The 13,832-nt window shown below is 38.0% G+C and carries 17 protein-coding genes; 11 read left to right on the forward strand and 6 right to left on the reverse strand.

Features of this window, described 5'->3' with window-relative positions; translation table 11 throughout:
- Positions 1–81 precede the first annotated feature (81 nt).
- Positions 82–789: a RadC family protein gene (gene radC / locus AC07M3_RS13475; protein WP_494567534.1), complete on the forward strand. Its 708-nt coding sequence runs from the start codon at positions 82–84 to the stop codon at positions 787–789.
- Positions 790–850: 61 nt separating this feature from the next.
- The gene (locus AC07M3_RS13480; protein ID WP_494567535.1) at positions 851–1,762 is read left to right on the forward strand and encodes a bestrophin family protein; all 912 of its coding nucleotides are present in this window, start codon (positions 851–853) and stop codon (positions 1,760–1,762) included.
- Positions 1,763–1,766: 4 nt separating this feature from the next.
- On the opposite strand, the gene AC07M3_RS13485 is transcribed toward AC07M3_RS13480, so the two are convergent.
- Positions 1,767–2,618 carry a PHP domain-containing protein gene (locus AC07M3_RS13485; RefSeq protein ID WP_494567536.1) on the reverse strand — a complete coding sequence of 284 codons (852 nt, stop codon included), beginning with the start codon at positions 2,616–2,618 and terminating at the stop codon, positions 1,767–1,769.
- Positions 2,619–2,662: 44 nt separating this feature from the next.
- Between AC07M3_RS13485 and AC07M3_RS13490 the strand changes: the two genes are divergently transcribed.
- Genes AC07M3_RS13490 through mnmC form a run of 4 tightly spaced genes read left to right on the forward strand, consistent with a single transcriptional unit; the run spans position 2,663 to position 5,981 of the window.
- Positions 2,663–3,277, forward strand: a complete 615-nt coding sequence (locus tag AC07M3_RS13490) for a septation protein IspZ (RefSeq protein ID WP_045435602.1) — start codon at positions 2,663–2,665, stop codon at positions 3,275–3,277.
- A 34-nt stretch (positions 3,278–3,311) separates the two neighbouring features.
- The gene (locus tag AC07M3_RS13495) at positions 3,312–3,614 is read left to right on the forward strand and encodes a YciI family protein (RefSeq protein WP_494567537.1); all 303 of its coding nucleotides are present in this window, start codon (positions 3,312–3,314) and stop codon (positions 3,612–3,614) included.
- Positions 3,615–3,618: 4 nt separating this feature from the next.
- Complete coding sequence (locus tag AC07M3_RS13500) at positions 3,619–4,083, forward strand: SH3 domain-containing protein (protein WP_416660133.1); 465 nt, start codon at positions 3,619–3,621, stop codon at positions 4,081–4,083.
- A 23-nt stretch (positions 4,084–4,106) separates the two neighbouring features.
- Positions 4,107–5,981, forward strand: a complete 1,875-nt coding sequence (gene mnmC, locus AC07M3_RS13505) for a bifunctional tRNA (5-methylaminomethyl-2-thiouridine)(34)-methyltransferase MnmC2/FAD-dependent 5-carboxymethylaminomethyl-2-thiouridine(34) oxidoreductase MnmC1 (RefSeq protein ID WP_494567538.1) — start codon at positions 4,107–4,109, stop codon at positions 5,979–5,981.
- Positions 5,982–6,018: 37 nt separating this feature from the next.
- Here the strand turns inward: mnmC and AC07M3_RS13510 are convergent, their stop codons facing one another.
- A complete protein-coding gene (locus AC07M3_RS13510) occupies positions 6,019–6,333 on the reverse strand; it encodes a rhodanese-like domain-containing protein (protein ID WP_004638747.1) in 315 nt (104 codons plus the stop codon).
- A 91-nt stretch (positions 6,334–6,424) separates the two neighbouring features.
- Here AC07M3_RS13510 and AC07M3_RS13515 point away from each other — a divergent pair, with 91 nt between their 5' ends.
- The 3 genes from AC07M3_RS13515 (at position 6,425) to AC07M3_RS13525 (ending at position 8,026) form a co-directional block, all read left to right on the forward strand.
- Positions 6,425–6,913: a YajQ family cyclic di-GMP-binding protein gene (locus AC07M3_RS13515; protein ID WP_004638746.1), complete on the forward strand. Its 489-nt coding sequence runs from the start codon at positions 6,425–6,427 to the stop codon at positions 6,911–6,913.
- 35 nt (positions 6,914–6,948) lie between these two features.
- On the forward strand, positions 6,949–7,443 hold the full coding sequence (locus AC07M3_RS13520) for a DUF4442 domain-containing protein (protein ID WP_127493948.1): 495 nt from the start codon (positions 6,949–6,951) through the stop codon (positions 7,441–7,443).
- Positions 7,444–7,519: 76 nt separating this feature from the next.
- Complete coding sequence (locus AC07M3_RS13525; protein WP_494567542.1) at positions 7,520–8,026, forward strand: nuclear transport factor 2 family protein; 507 nt, start codon at positions 7,520–7,522, stop codon at positions 8,024–8,026.
- Between the two features lie 68 nt (positions 8,027–8,094).
- Here the strand turns inward: AC07M3_RS13525 and AC07M3_RS13530 are convergent, their stop codons facing one another.
- From AC07M3_RS13530 to AC07M3_RS13540, 3 genes are read right to left on the reverse strand one after another with little or no spacing between them, the layout of a single operon-like run.
- Positions 8,095–8,511 (reverse strand): acyl-CoA thioesterase, encoded by a 417-nt coding sequence (locus tag AC07M3_RS13530; RefSeq protein ID WP_092708558.1) that lies wholly within the window; start codon positions 8,509–8,511, stop codon positions 8,095–8,097.
- Between the two features lies 1 nt (position 8,512).
- Positions 8,513–8,950 carry a thioredoxin TrxC gene (gene trxC / locus AC07M3_RS13535; RefSeq protein WP_005050212.1) on the reverse strand — a complete coding sequence of 146 codons (438 nt, stop codon included), beginning with the start codon at positions 8,948–8,950 and terminating at the stop codon, positions 8,513–8,515.
- Positions 8,951–9,847, reverse strand: coding sequence for an alpha/beta hydrolase (locus AC07M3_RS13540; protein WP_092708552.1), 897 nt, complete (start codon positions 9,845–9,847; stop codon positions 8,951–8,953).
- 189 nt (positions 9,848–10,036) lie between these two features.
- On the opposite strand from AC07M3_RS13540, the gene AC07M3_RS13545 reads away from it, so the two are divergent.
- The gene (locus AC07M3_RS13545) at positions 10,037–10,372 is read left to right on the forward strand and encodes a protein tyrosine phosphatase family protein (protein WP_005036085.1); all 336 of its coding nucleotides are present in this window, start codon (positions 10,037–10,039) and stop codon (positions 10,370–10,372) included.
- A 292-nt stretch (positions 10,373–10,664) separates the two neighbouring features.
- On the opposite strand, the gene AC07M3_RS13550 is transcribed toward AC07M3_RS13545, so the two are convergent.
- Positions 10,665–12,140, reverse strand: a complete 1,476-nt coding sequence (locus AC07M3_RS13550; RefSeq protein ID WP_494567539.1) for a hypothetical protein — start codon at positions 12,138–12,140, stop codon at positions 10,665–10,667.
- Between the two features lie 147 nt (positions 12,141–12,287).
- Here AC07M3_RS13550 and AC07M3_RS13555 point away from each other — a divergent pair, with 147 nt between their 5' ends.
- Entirely contained in the window at positions 12,288–13,658 is a 1,371-nt protein-coding gene (locus AC07M3_RS13555; RefSeq protein ID WP_494567540.1) for a dihydrolipoyl dehydrogenase, read from the forward strand.
- Positions 13,659–13,832: the final 174 nt, after the last annotated feature.

The raw sequence follows: 13,832 nt of genomic DNA on the forward strand, positions 1-13,832 counted from the left end.
TCACAATAGCATTAAATACGCGCAGACCCAAGATTGATTGGGCAAACAAAATAAAATTTTAAGCGAATTACGCTGGGGAATATGAATACTTCTATTAAAAATTGGCCCGAACAAGAACGGCCAAGAGAACGGTTATTACAACAAGGTCCGCAAAGTCTCTCTGATGCAGAGCTACTGGCGATTTTTCTTCGATCAGGTTCACGACAACATTCAGCAGTCGAACTATCACGTTTACTCATTCAGCACTTTGGTAGCCTAAATGCAGTATTTGATTCATCGTTAAGTGAATTAACTCAATTTAATGGAATTGGAGCAACGAAATATTCACAATTACTAGCAGTCAAAGAACTCGGACGGCGTTATCTCGATCATCACTTTGAGCAAAACAATCTTAGTCTCCACACTTCTGATTTAGTTTTGGATTATTTGCGCTACGAATTAAAAGGCGAGAAACAAGAAGTCTTTGCAGTGCTGTGTCTAGATCCAGAATTAAGAAAGCTCCATTTTAAAAAGTTATTTTTTGGGTCAGTTCAACATTGTGCGGTTTCAGTCAATCAAACCTTACGCTACGCTCTACAGCAACATGCTTGCCAACTGGTCATTGCACACAATCATCCATTTGGTTCAGCGCAGCCTTCTGCCGAAGATATTGCCTTAACTCAGCAACTGGAACATGCCTGTCAGCTTGTCGAAATACGCCTCTTGGATCATTTTATTATCTCACCAGAAGGAAGCTTTTCATTTGCTGAACAACAACTGCTCAACCCAACAATAATATCAGTTCAATGATATTGACAAAGGGGCACTAAGCCTAGAAGATCAAAGCAAAAATAGTGACGTTAAAAATAAAATGATTGTTCGTGAGCAGCCTAGTATTTTCAAAGTATTATTCTCTTGGCGAGGGACAATTTTACCCAAAATTTTACCCTCTCTCGGGGTCGTTATGCTGATTTCGGCGGTCATTGGGGGCGTTGAATATATCAATCTTTATCGCTTTCCCGAGATTCCTTTGGTTGGCTTTACTCTTATTGGCGTCGTACTTTCTATTTTCTTAGGATTTAAAAATACTGCATGTTATGACCGTTGGTGGGAAGCCCGAAAATTATGGGGTGTTTTAATTGCAACTTCACGCCATTTTGACCGCGACTGCCGAATTTTGACTCAAGCCCGCCGTGAACGTGTTATTCAGCATGTGATTGTTTTTGCTAACGTGTTACGTGATCGTTTACGTCGTCAGACGGCGAACCCAACTGAGCTCATACAAACCAGCGGTATGAGCCAGCAAGCACTCACCCAACTCTATCAGCAAAATAATGCCCCTCAATACACACTTAGCCTCATTCACTGGGAATTATTGCAAGCGCTTAAAGAAGGAGAAATCTCAGACATCATCTATGCACAGATGAATAGAAATGTTGCAGATTTAAGTGTCGTACAAACTGGCTGTGACCGAATCGCCAATACGCCCATTCCATTTGCCTATTCAGTTTTGCTCAATCGCACTGTCTATTTTTTCTGTTTTATGTTGCCATTCAGTCTTGGTTCATTGCTTGGGTTAGCAACACCTTTACTGGTTGGAATTTTGGCATATACATTTTTAGGACTTGATGCACTCAGCTCGGAAATTGAAGAGCCTTTCGGTACTCAAAGTAATGATTTACCTTTAGACGCCATGGTTCGTAGTATCGAAATTGAACTTTTAGGAACTTTGGGCAAACCTACCCCACCACCAATTCAAGCTCAAGATAATAACTTGTTGTAATGGCTTAGAGAAAACGTTCCCAAACACCTTGCTGATTAGCCGTTGGCTTAGGTGTATTTCCCAGTTTAATCCATGGCATATTTTCACCATGAAAATCACTGCCAATCGATACAGCTAATTGATATTGCTCAATCATCCGATCAATCATCTGGCGAGTAGATAAAGTTTCCATCGGTGGAGGTAACTCAATTGCATCTCCACCTGAAGTTGCGAACAATTCAATTAAATATCGAACGTTAGTTGCAGATAAATCATAACGAGTCGGATGTGCTAAAACTGCCAACCCTTTACTTTCGTGAATCATGTCAATTGTTTCTTTCAACCCTAATCCTTCAAACTTTACAAAAGCACGTCTTCCCTCTTTTAAGAAACGATCAAACGCTTGTTGAGGACGGGTTACAACTTTTTTCTCGACCAGCGTTTTAGCAATGTGTGTTCTGGTGATGCGGTCTGCCTGATTTTCTACTTTGGCAAGAACATCCTCATAAATCTGAAAACCAATACATTTTTCTAATAAATCGCAAATTACTTTAGCTCTTTGCGCTCGTACTCTTTTTTGTTGTTCTAATGCTTCTAAAATTGGTGCTTCATTTTGCATGTTTAAAGCAACAATATGTACGCCATAACTCTTCTTCGTTGTTGGACGTGACCACTGACTTGAAATCTCTGTACCAGAAATGATTTTTAAATCATGACCTTGTGCAGCAACTCTAGCTCGCTGCAACCCATCCATTGTATCGTGGTCAGTTAAAGCCAAAGTATGCAAATTCACATCTATAGCAGCTTGCACCAATAATTCCGGAGACAAAGTTCCATCAGAAATATTGCTATGTGTATGTAAATCTATGCCTTGCATCTTTTATACTATGCCATTCACCAAACCTGATCAGATACTCTAACATGAAAGCACTTCTGGACTTTGTTCCATTAATTATTTTCTTTTATTTATATAAAACAGTTGATCCAACCGACACACAGCATCCTTTACTTAAACTGATCGGGTCTGCTGGTGGTGCCGATAATAATAATATTCTTGTAGCGACTACTGGCTTAATTATTTCAATGCTTGTGGTATATGGTGCCCTATTTGTTTTCCAAAAATTCCGTCTAGATAAACAGCAGTGGTTTGTATTGTTTATGACTGTCATTTTTGGTGGCATCACCCTCATGTTAAGTGATGATTTCTATATTCGTCTGAAAGCTGCAATTTTGAATTTGGTTTTTGCAGGTGCATTCTTAGTTTCACCTTGGTTTGGTAAAGATCGTAAGCCACTCATACGACGTCTATTTGACCCTATTTTAGAGTTAAGTGAAAAAGGTTGGAAAAATCTAAATTTCGCTTGGGCAGTCATGTTTGTGGTGATGTCTTGTTTACATATCTTCTTCGCATTTTTATTTCACGGCGGAAAATATTGGGGTGAATTCACTGCATTTGGTGACATGATTGTCATGTTTTCATTTATCATTATTCAGTTCATTATTTTACGTAAACATTTTAAGTCACCTGAAGCTTAAAATGATTCCTGATTGATTACAGAGATACGATTACATGCCTTTTTTTGTTCTAAGCTGTACCGATAACGAAGGAACTTTAGAAAAACGCTTGGCAGTACGCCCTCAGCATATCGAACGTTTGCAAAAACTTGATGATGAAGGCCGCCTTGTTACAGCGGGAGCTATGCCAAAAGACCCGAATGATCCTCAAGCAGGTTTTTATGGCAGCACCATGATTGTTGAATTCGACAGTCGCGAAGCATTAGACGAATGGTTAAAAGAAGAACCATTTCTCAAAGAAGGCATTTACGCTCATATTAATGTAAAACCGTTTAATAAAGCATTTCCAAAAGGGTAATCATATGCACCCTGCAATCAAAAGCTTTCTCGGCTTGTGTTTGATTTGTTCAACTGCTAGTGCAGTTGAACCTGCTGCCACACCAGCAACGACTCCTCCAAGTGCGCCTTCAACTCAGGCTGCGAATCAGCCAGTTCCAACAGCTGCTACAACGGCGTCGACCGCAACAAAACCACTCACGGCTGAGCAACTTGCAAAGAATAAACAACAGCAAGATGCGAAAATCAAAGCTTTAGTTCAAGATCAGGCATCTCGTTTAAAACAGTTAGAACATGCCAATCTTGAAGCACTCGCCCAGAACCAAGAGTTACAGTTAAAAAATGATAGCCTCTCTGTTCAGGTTCAAGTCTTACAAAGCGAACGTAGTGCGCAAATGTTTTTATATGGCGCGGTTACCTTAGCGGGTGGCGTATTACTAGGTTTCTTTATCTCTAGTTATATTCATACAAAACGTCGACGCCAGTGGTAAATCCAAGCGATCTATTAAACTAAATGAACGTATCAAACGGTATACAAACAGCAGAACTGGACTGGGAATTAATCGATGGTATCGAGGTTCCCATTTCCAAACAATTTGGTGATGTCTATTTCTCTAAAGATAATGGCCTACTTGAAACACGGCATGTTTTTCTAAATGGTAACGACTTATCAGAACGCTTAGCCAATCTAAAAGATTTTGAATATTTTAGTGTAGGAGAAACCGGTTTTGGTACGGGTTTAAACATTCTTGCACTCTGGCAACTTTGGCAACAAGTCCGTCCTGATAATCAAAGCCATTTACACGCCATTAGTGTTGAGAAATTTCCATTAAGTAAAGCCGACCTTATTCGTGCTTTAAATGTCTGGGATGAGCTTAAACCACTTGCAGACCAGTTAATTGAACAATATCCGCTACCTATTGCTGGATGTCATCGTTTAACTTTTCCCAAAGAACGTTTTAGCATCGACTTATGGCTAGGAGATGCACAAGATATTTTCCCAAGCATGGCTAAAACTAAAGCAGTAAATGCTTGGTTTTTAGATGGCTTTGCACCCTCTTGCAATCCAGACATGTGGGAACAAAACGTTTTAAACCATATTGTCCGTCTTTCTGACTATGGCAGTACATTTTCCTCTTTTAGTGTCGCTGGTGTTTTAAAACGTGGGCTAAAAGCGCATGGAATTAATATTTCTCGTCCACGTGGTTTTCGGCATAAGAGGGAAATGCTCAAAGCGATCTGGAACCCACCTCAATCTGATGATGAGTCCTCCCCATTAGACCTAGTTCACTCATTGGGTAAGGGACAACAGCATATTGCGATTATTGGAGCCGGTATAGCAGGTTTAACTACAGCATGGGCATTTGCAGCACGTGGACATCAAGTCACCCTATATGAGCGAACAGAGGCATTATCTGGCGCTTCTGGAAACCCTTTAGCCCTGCTTAATCCAAAACTATGTCCAATTGAGCAAAGTCATGAACATCTAATGACTTTAAGTTGGCAACATGCCTTGAATTTTTATAAAAATTTTCAAGCATTTCGTCCACTAAAAATACAACAAATCGCCTTAAAAAATGCTGATGAACTTCTCGATCTTGTAAATCAATATCCAGCTCAGATTGTTACCCACTCAATCAACTCACTTGAAACCGCATATTCTAGTGTTGTACTTACCGACGCGGGTTCTGTTTCACCACATCAACTACGTGATGAAATTTTGCAACATCCTTTGATCGATTTAAAAATTCTCAATATTACAGAGCTTGTATCTTGTGAAAATAAAGTACAAATCATAAGCGAGAATAAAACTATCGATGAAAGCGACCATGTGATCGTATGCTGTGCACGTCAAAGCGCGACTTTTTTTGAAAGCTATCCGCAGTTAAAACCAATACGTGGGCAAGTAAGCTGGGTTGACAATACTTTTGCTCCCCTGCCTTTACAGGAAGCTTATAGCTATGGCGGCTACTGTATGCAACTTAATGCATCACAGATGATTTTAGGTGCGTCTTTCTACCCAAATCGTGAGGATCAAGAAGTAGTGCCAGAAGACCATGTGCATAACTTTGAATTAATCCACAGCGTATTCCCTGAATATGCACAACAATTGCCTTCTACAACTACTTGGCAAGGTCGAGCATCTATCCGCGCACAAAGCTTAGATTATTTTCCTCTCGTTGGAAAAATGCAGGAGAATAGCCGAATTGCTACTTTTGCTGGTCTTGGTTCTAAGGGCTTCTTATTTGCTCCGCTATGCAGTGAGATCTTAGTTGCCCAAATGTTAGAAGAAGCTTGCCCAGTACCGGACCGCTTATTACAAAAATTGAATCCGCAACGATTCCAAAAAAAAGTAAAACCTAAAAAGCCTTATTTCAAACCACAATAATTCAATTCCATAAAAAAGCACCCGAAGGTGCTTTTTTTTATGCGCCCTGCTCTAGAGGCAAGCCGGCATCACGAGCTGCACGTGTCCCCCCCATCAGCACGACATATTCACGCGAGGCATCGAATCCTTCTAGTGTCTCAGCTGCACGAGGAGCTTTGCTACCACCACCACATAAAATATAAATCGGCTGACCCGCAGAGACCTGGTTCAAAATATCAGCATTCAAATCATTAATCGGGCGATTTACCGCACCTTTAACATGCCCTTCTGCATAAGCATTTGTATCACGGACATCCCAGATAACAGCATTTTCTGGGAATTCAAATGTTGTAATTTCTTGTTTACGGATCATTGTGCACTCCTTTGATGTAAACAACACTTGGCAAATGAAGAAAACCCTCTTAGCATCTCAAATATTCTTTCCCTTTGTAAAGGTCTAAACTATGCCTTCTTTCGATATTGTCTCTGAATTAGAGATTTTTGAAGTTAATCATGCTGTACAGAACACACAAAAAGAGATTGCAACACGTTTTGACTTTCGTGGTCATGATGTTTCAGTCGAAATAAACGAAAAAAATAAAGAAATTAAAATCAGTACCGAAAGCGATTTCCAGTGTGAACAAGTTTACAACATGTTAGAAAATCATTTTTACAAACGTAAAATTGATGTACAAGCTCTAGACCCGCAAAAAGCTGCTGCTTCAGGCAAAAATTTTGTACAGGTCATTAAACTGAAAGACGGTCTTGACTCAGATACTGCAAAAAAAATTAATAAAGCCATTAAAGAAAGTGGCGTTAAAGTGCAATCTTCTATTCAAGGTGACAAAATTCGTGTAACGGATAAAAAGCGCGACACTTTACAACAAGTGATGAATTTTTTACGTGAACAACAATTTGGTGTGCCATTACAGTTTAATAACTTTAAAGATTAATCTCTTGTCGTGACATTTAAAGCTAAGGTAATTCCATGTCTCAATCCAATCGTCTATCAAAACTGGTAAAAGCGACTTCAAAATTCCCTAAAGGTATTCGGAGTACTCTTTGGAGCAAGGCATTTGGTCGTATCGTGCCAATGGTGGGTACAGCAAATATTCGCTATCTGGAAGTAGACTCAAACCACGTTACTGTCCGTTTAGAAAACCAAAAAAATATGCAGAATCATATTAAAGGAGTCCATGCTGCTGCTATGGCTCTTTTAGCAGAAACTGCAACTGGTTTCCTAACGGGTTTACACATTCCTGATAACCGCATTTTATTAATCAAATCATTGCATGTTGATTATTTAAAAGTGGTTGAAGGCGGTTTGACTGCTACAGCGACGTTATCTGCTGAACAGCAAAAGTTTATTGCAGATAATGAGAAAGGTGAACTTGTAATTCCAGTTACTGTGATTGATGATGCAGGCAATGAACCAATCCATTGCCAAATGCTGTGGGCATGGTTACCTAAACGTAAGAAATAATAACGAATCTAAAGTACTGTTAGATTTTTATTTGCCTCAAGATATAAAAATTATTTTTTGTATCTTGAGGTCGAGAATGAAAAAAACTCTTATTATTTCCTCCTTATTTACCAGCTTAATATTTACAACAATAACGACTCATGCGACTGAACCTAATCTTAAAATCAGTAAAATAACTTCGACCAAATCTGAAGCTCTAGATAAAGTAAGTGCTCAAAATAAAAAAATAGTGATCGACTTTTATGAAGGCGTCTTTTTACAACATAAAGTCAAAGAATATGCAGACCGTTATATTGGTCAACAATACATTCAGCACAATCCTAATGTGCCAGATGGGAAAGCACCTTTCGTTAATTTCTTCACTGAAAAATTCCAAAAAAATCCACAAGCTAAAAATGAGATTAAACGTGCGATTGCTGAAGGTAATCTTGTCGTTTTACATGTCCATTCGACCGAAAATGAAAAAGATCGAGGAAGAGCGATTATTGATATATTTCGTGTCGAAAATGGAAAAATCGTAGAGCATTGGGATGTGATACAAAATATTCCAGAGCAAAGTAAGAATACAAATACGATGTTTTAATTTCTAAAAACTAGTTTTTTTTGAATAAAGATTAAAGCCTGAATACTGATATTCAGGCTTTATACGTTTTATTGAGTATCTAAAAACTTTTGTCTCGCTTCTTCAGGAATCTGACGCTTATTACCTTTTACATCAACTGCCACAAAGGTAAAGACTCCTTCGGTAATGCGTATTGGTTCACGAGAGTCATCATGACTATCCCAAACTTCAATTTGCATCTGAATAGACGTATTTCCAACTTTTAAGATTTTGGTATAGCAGCTAATGACAAAGCCAACCTTTACCGGAACCAAAAAGGTCATTTGATTAATGGAAATCGTAGCACAACGGCCACGACTGAAACGTTCTGCGTGAATTGCTCCAGCCAAGTCCATTTGTGACACAATCCATCCACCAAATACATCACCACTCCAGTTTGTATCGGCTGGCATCGCAATCGTTTGTAAGGATAAAACCCCTTCTGGTTTGGTATAAGCTTCTGACACCTTAGCTCCCGAAATTCGTTTGAAGTTGTTGATCAAGCCACTGCTGCAATTCAGGCGCACGTAATGCGCCGCTAATACGCGCAACCTCTGTCGTTTTGTTCATTAAGACAAGTGTCGGAATACTTCTCACATGAAAAGCTTGGCTCAAGCGAGGAGATTCTTCGGTATTAATCTTGGCAAAAATAACGCCTGGATTCTGTTTTGCGACCTGCGCAAAATGTGGTGCCATCATTTTACAAGGTCCGCACCATTCTGCCCATAAGTCGATGAGAATAGGTAGATCACTATTCGTGATGTAGTTACTAAAATTTTGCTCATTTAACTCAATAGGTGCAAGCGGTAGTAATGGCTGATGACATTGCCCACAGCTTGGTTGCTCAGGAAGTTTTTCTTCAGGAACTCGGTTTTTTGCACCGCACGATGCACATACAATAATCATTTACACCACTCCTATATGCTGATGTAAAAATTCTAATTGGGTTATCACTGCTTTTTCAAACCATGAACCGTGATAAATATCAAAATGTTTCATATCCCACTCATGATAACTCACAAAAGGCGCAATATTTGTGGCAGCTTCGCGACTGGACTCAATAGGAATAAGTGAATCTTTTTGGGCCGCAATAAATAAAACTGGAATATTAATCTGGCGTACAACTTGAATTGGGCGGTATCGCATCAAATTAAAAAAGACACGAGCTGGGACTTCCCCACTCCAATAATAGTCAGGATTTACAATCGATAAATAACCATAATAACTATCAGCTGTAGGCATAAAACATAAATTATTTTGATCGACAACAGGCAATCTTTTGGGATTAAGGCCCATTTTTGATCCCATATAATCCTGACTCGATAACTTCAATGCTTGAGGATAGCGTTGCAAAGGATAAAGCTTGGCAGTTTCAGCACCATCGACATAAGGAATTTGTACTAAAATTGCCTGAATATTTTTTAATTCAGAAGCCAGACTTAGCGCATATCCCCCACTTAATGAAGTCCCCCACAACACGATCCTTCGATTATCCACAAGCTTACAGGTAGAAGCATATTGAATTACTGTCTTCCAATCTTCTAACTGTGAGTTGATGGAGACCATTTCTCTTGGCTTGCCAGTGCTCCCACCCCAATAGCGATAATCAAACAGAATAACAGCATAACCTGCTTGAGCGAACCGCTGAGCATATTGGATTAATTTAAATTGACGCAACGCAGCAAAACCATGGGCCATAATAATTACGGCAGATTTTTTATTTGTTTTTGGAATATAAAAATCAGCTGCGATCGTTTCCTGACCACATGGAACATATAAAGGCTCAACCGTATAAGCGTGCATATGTGCTCCGTTGAAATAGAATATGAATAACCAATTTTAAAATAGCTTGATGATCATTTTTAAAATTTATAACTTAGCTATAAGACATAACTTTCTCAGTCAGAACAACACACGAGTGTCTTGTATCTCAGGTTAAGCTTAATGCTATGATACAGCATAAGAGGTTTTGTTAAATTTTGGAGTGACGAAATGTCAGAGAATGTTGGTTTCGCAGGTCAAATTGGTCCAGAGCATGTTGGCCAAGTTGTAGAAAAAGGATTTAAATCGATTATTAATAATCGACCAGATATGGAAGGCGGCCCAGAACAACCTACAAGTGCTCAAATTGAAGAAGCAGCACGTCAAGTAGGCTTAGACTACGTTTATCAACCTGTTGTAGCTGGACAGATTACAGAACTCGATGTACGTACTTTCGCAAATCATTACAATGAGTTACCAAAACCTGTACTTATGTTCTGCCGTACAGGAAACCGTTCAAACAACCTATATCAGTTAGCAAAACAAATGGATTTGCTAGACGATTAATTTTAAGAAATTAATATTTTATAAAACCCTATTTCTTCTTTAAAGTAGGGTTTTTTGATAACTTATTTTGCATATCTCTGCACGAATTCAACAGAACTAAAAATAATATTGATCTAAAGTATTTAAATCTTTTTGAATCATTTATTAATTTTCATGAATAAATTTATATTTGCTCTTTTAACCTGTTTAATTCTTACAGCATGCTCATCAATGCAAGTAAAGCCTACAGTTGGAGTAACTATGGGTACACATATCTAAAAAAGAAGCAGCTTAAATGCTGCTTCTTTTTACATTAATTACCATTTGAACAATTTGGATCTAGTCCATATGGGCTTTCTATATTCGGTCCATTAAGATCAATAAGACTAACATCTTTACTTAAATAACCTAAAGTTAAAGATGTAGATCCTCTGATTAAACTTCCTGAAACTGTAGATTTAGCCGTTAGCTGAACAGTTAACCATGATGCATAAATTTTAGGATATTGAATCTTAAGATCAAAGCGGCCATTCGTATCTGTCGTATATTTATTATTCGTTGCAGCGGTACCTGCACTATTAATATATGATACAACTTGGACCGTTGAATTTTCTTTAAGTGGCTTTAATTGATTAATAACTTCTCCATTAACATTTACAGCTTGAACTGGTGAAGTACATGCAGCTCTAATAACAGGAAGATATTCATCTGATTTACCATCAGCAGGACTAGAAGTATCAACAAAACCGAATCGCCCTTTATAATAGGCAAGAGCATTAACACCCATTGTTACATCTTGATTTGCTATTGGCTTACCATCCACATCAGTCACTTGTACTGAGATATTTTTATAGTAATAGACTCCATCGCTTGAGTCTTCCATGGTCGTCGGGTTATATGCTACAGCAATTGCACCCACCGCTACCGGTACATCAGAATTAACAACATCAAGTTTATAAGTATAAATTTTCGTTGATTGACCAAAGTTAGCTTCTAGGACAAGATCATCTGTCACAAATTGTGCAGCATTATATGAGGAATTTCTTTGATTTTCACTAAAAGATAAAGTATAGCTGATCTGTCCATTCGCATCTGTTTGAGTTGCATTCGGTGTAAATCTGACACCGTTTGAGGCTGAATTTTTAACTTTAAGCGTGATCGCTTGGTTTGCTAAAGTTGAACCATTTGCATCTACAGCTGTTAATGTAACTGTTGTCTGATCTCCTCTAACATTTAGAGAAGTTTTTGTCGCATCAAACAATACAATGCTAGTGGTATCAGCTTCAACAGTACTATTACTGCCTGTCACTGTTACAGTTTGTTCTTGAGTAAGCGTACCATTATTTGTAGATGCAATTAATTTAAAACCATTTTTCACCAACTCATTTAGTGAAATTGATGTTTTTGGTGTTTTTATAATGTATACAGCATTACCTGCTGCATCTGTAGTTTGGGTTGATACTCCCTCTATAGACACATTATTTGTTGGATCAACTAATGCCAAAGTAACATTAGCACCAACAACGCCACCTTTATTTTTATCTAAAGCTCTGACAGTGACTGTTAAAGTATCATTCGTCGCCGTAACTGATAATTTATCAAGCTCTATCTTTAATGCTGAAGCAGTTGTTTGCTGAGAACTGCTATTATTTCCAGATGATAAGTTGCTATTTGATGAGCCATTTTGATAATAACCATCTCCACCTCCCCCACCACAACTTGCTAACATAATAGATACAGCAATAGCCGACAACTTCAAGGTAAGTTGTTTTTTATACATACTTTTCATTTCCCCAATCTTTCCTAAAGGTATAAGATTTTTTAATTATTTATATTATTAGTGTAATCATATTCACTACACTCTGTAAACATAAATTACATTATGTTTTATTGTGTAACCTGTTAAATGAAAAATTCATAGATAATGGAATTTATAATGTTCGATATTATTATCATTGGTGCAGGTACCGCCGGTATTAGCGCATATAAAGAAGCTGTTAAACATACCAATAATATTTTAATTATAAATGATGGGCCATGGGATACCACTTGCGCTCGTGTAGGCTGTATGCCGAGTAAAATCCTCATCTCTACAGCAAACCGTATGTTTGACATTCAAAATGCTCAAGAGGTTGCTTTAGATGTATCTGCAAAAATTAATACTGATCAAGTTATGCAGCACGTACAAACTTTACGTGATCGTTTTACTCAGGCAACTTTAAAAGATGTAGAACAATGGCCAGCTGAACATAAAGTTTCTGGTAAAGCACATTTTATTGATGCACAGACTGTAAAAGTTAACGGGAAACAGTACCAATCAAAAAGTTTTATTCTGGCGGTTGGTTCAACTCCTAATTATGATCAAACATGGAAGCAAGAACTCGGTAATCGACTTATAACAACAGATCAAATATTTGAATTAAAAACACTACCTAAATCCATTGCCGTCATTGGTAGTGGTGTGATTGCCCTCGAGATCGCACAAGCCTTGCATCGTTTGGGCGTAGAGACCACTATATTTGCTCGCAGTAAACGAATTGGAATACTGACTAGCTCAAAACTTCAACAACTTGCGCAAAAAGAGCTAGGGAAAGAGTTAAAAATTCTATTCGAGACTTTACCAAGTGAAGTTAAGTGTAATTCTGAGGAGGTCATATTACATTATAAACTTGAAGAAAAAGAGAAAACTCTCAAAGTTGAATATGTTCTAGTTGCAACAGGCCGTTCAAGTTTGCTTGATACTTTAAAACTAGAAAATATTGATGATTCTTTTAAAGATATTAAGTCATTACCTATAAATGCAAAAACCAAGCAACTAGAGACCTATCCAATTTTTATTGTCGGTGATGCTTATACCTCAACACCATTACAACACGAAGCAGCACATGAGGGGAAAAAAGTTGTTCATAACTGTTTGGACTATCCACAAATCAATTCAATTAAGACTCTTACCCCATTAGGAATTGTATTTAGTGATCCAGAAATGGGGATCGTTGGGCAAAGTTCTAAACAACTAAAAGAAACTGGTATAGACTTTATTACTGGCGAAGCCTCTTATGAACGACAAGGTAGAGCTATCGTCCTTGGAAAAAATAAAGGAGGCATTGAGGTTTATATAGATAAAGAAAGTCAAAAGCTTCTGGGTGCTGAGTTATTTACAGAAGCAACAGAACATATGGCTCACCTATTAAGCTGGATAATAGGCGAAGGTTTAACCTTAAATGACATTTTAGAGAAACCTTTCTATCACCCGACTCTAGAAGAAGGTCTTCGCACTGCTTTAAAACATGCTCGTAGACAGTTATAAATGGATTTTATTGATTAGATATTTTTATTAATTAATTGATACTTACGCAGGTCCCATTACTTTAGGCATAAAAAAATACCCCTGGCCTATTGGACAGGGGTGTTTGAATAATGAGCTGGCGATGACTTACTCTCACATGGGAAACCCCACACTACCATCAGCGCTAAGAGGTTT

This window comes from Acinetobacter sp. GW821-FHT09D10 (genome assembly GCF_059416285.1).

Coding starts and splice junctions, on each gene's coding strand:
- AC07M3_RS13520 (WP_127493948.1), top strand. CDS start 6,949: ATGTCTCAATCCAATCGTCTATCAAAACTGGTAAAAGCGACTTCAAAA.
- AC07M3_RS13555 (WP_494567540.1), top strand. CDS start 12,288: ATGTTCGATATTATTATCATTGGTGCAGGTACCGCCGGTATTAGCGCA.
- AC07M3_RS13545 (WP_005036085.1), top strand. CDS start 10,037: ATGTCAGAGAATGTTGGTTTCGCAGGTCAAATTGGTCCAGAGCATGTT.
- AC07M3_RS13550 (WP_494567539.1), bottom strand. CDS start 12,140: ATGAAAAGTATGTATAAAAAACAACTTACCTTGAAGTTGTCGGCTATT.
- AC07M3_RS13525 (WP_494567542.1), top strand. CDS start 7,520: ATGAAAAAAACTCTTATTATTTCCTCCTTATTTACCAGCTTAATATTT.
- AC07M3_RS13485 (WP_494567536.1), bottom strand. CDS start 2,618: ATGCAAGGCATAGATTTACATACACATAGCAATATTTCTGATGGAACT.
- AC07M3_RS13510 (WP_004638747.1), bottom strand. CDS start 6,333: ATGATCCGTAAACAAGAAATTACAACATTTGAATTCCCAGAAAATGCT.
- mnmC (WP_494567538.1), top strand. CDS start 4,107: ATGAACGTATCAAACGGTATACAAACAGCAGAACTGGACTGGGAATTA.
- radC (WP_494567534.1), top strand. CDS start 82: ATGAATACTTCTATTAAAAATTGGCCCGAACAAGAACGGCCAAGAGAA.
- AC07M3_RS13490 (WP_045435602.1), top strand. CDS start 2,663: ATGAAAGCACTTCTGGACTTTGTTCCATTAATTATTTTCTTTTATTTA.
- AC07M3_RS13500 (WP_416660133.1), top strand. CDS start 3,619: ATGCACCCTGCAATCAAAAGCTTTCTCGGCTTGTGTTTGATTTGTTCA.
- AC07M3_RS13495 (WP_494567537.1), top strand. CDS start 3,312: ATGCCTTTTTTTGTTCTAAGCTGTACCGATAACGAAGGAACTTTAGAA.
- AC07M3_RS13540 (WP_092708552.1), bottom strand. CDS start 9,847: ATGCACGCTTATACGGTTGAGCCTTTATATGTTCCATGTGGTCAGGAA.
- AC07M3_RS13515 (WP_004638746.1), top strand. CDS start 6,425: ATGCCTTCTTTCGATATTGTCTCTGAATTAGAGATTTTTGAAGTTAAT.
- AC07M3_RS13480 (WP_494567535.1), top strand. CDS start 851: ATGATTGTTCGTGAGCAGCCTAGTATTTTCAAAGTATTATTCTCTTGG.
- trxC (WP_005050212.1), bottom strand. CDS start 8,950: ATGATTATTGTATGTGCATCGTGCGGTGCAAAAAACCGAGTTCCTGAA.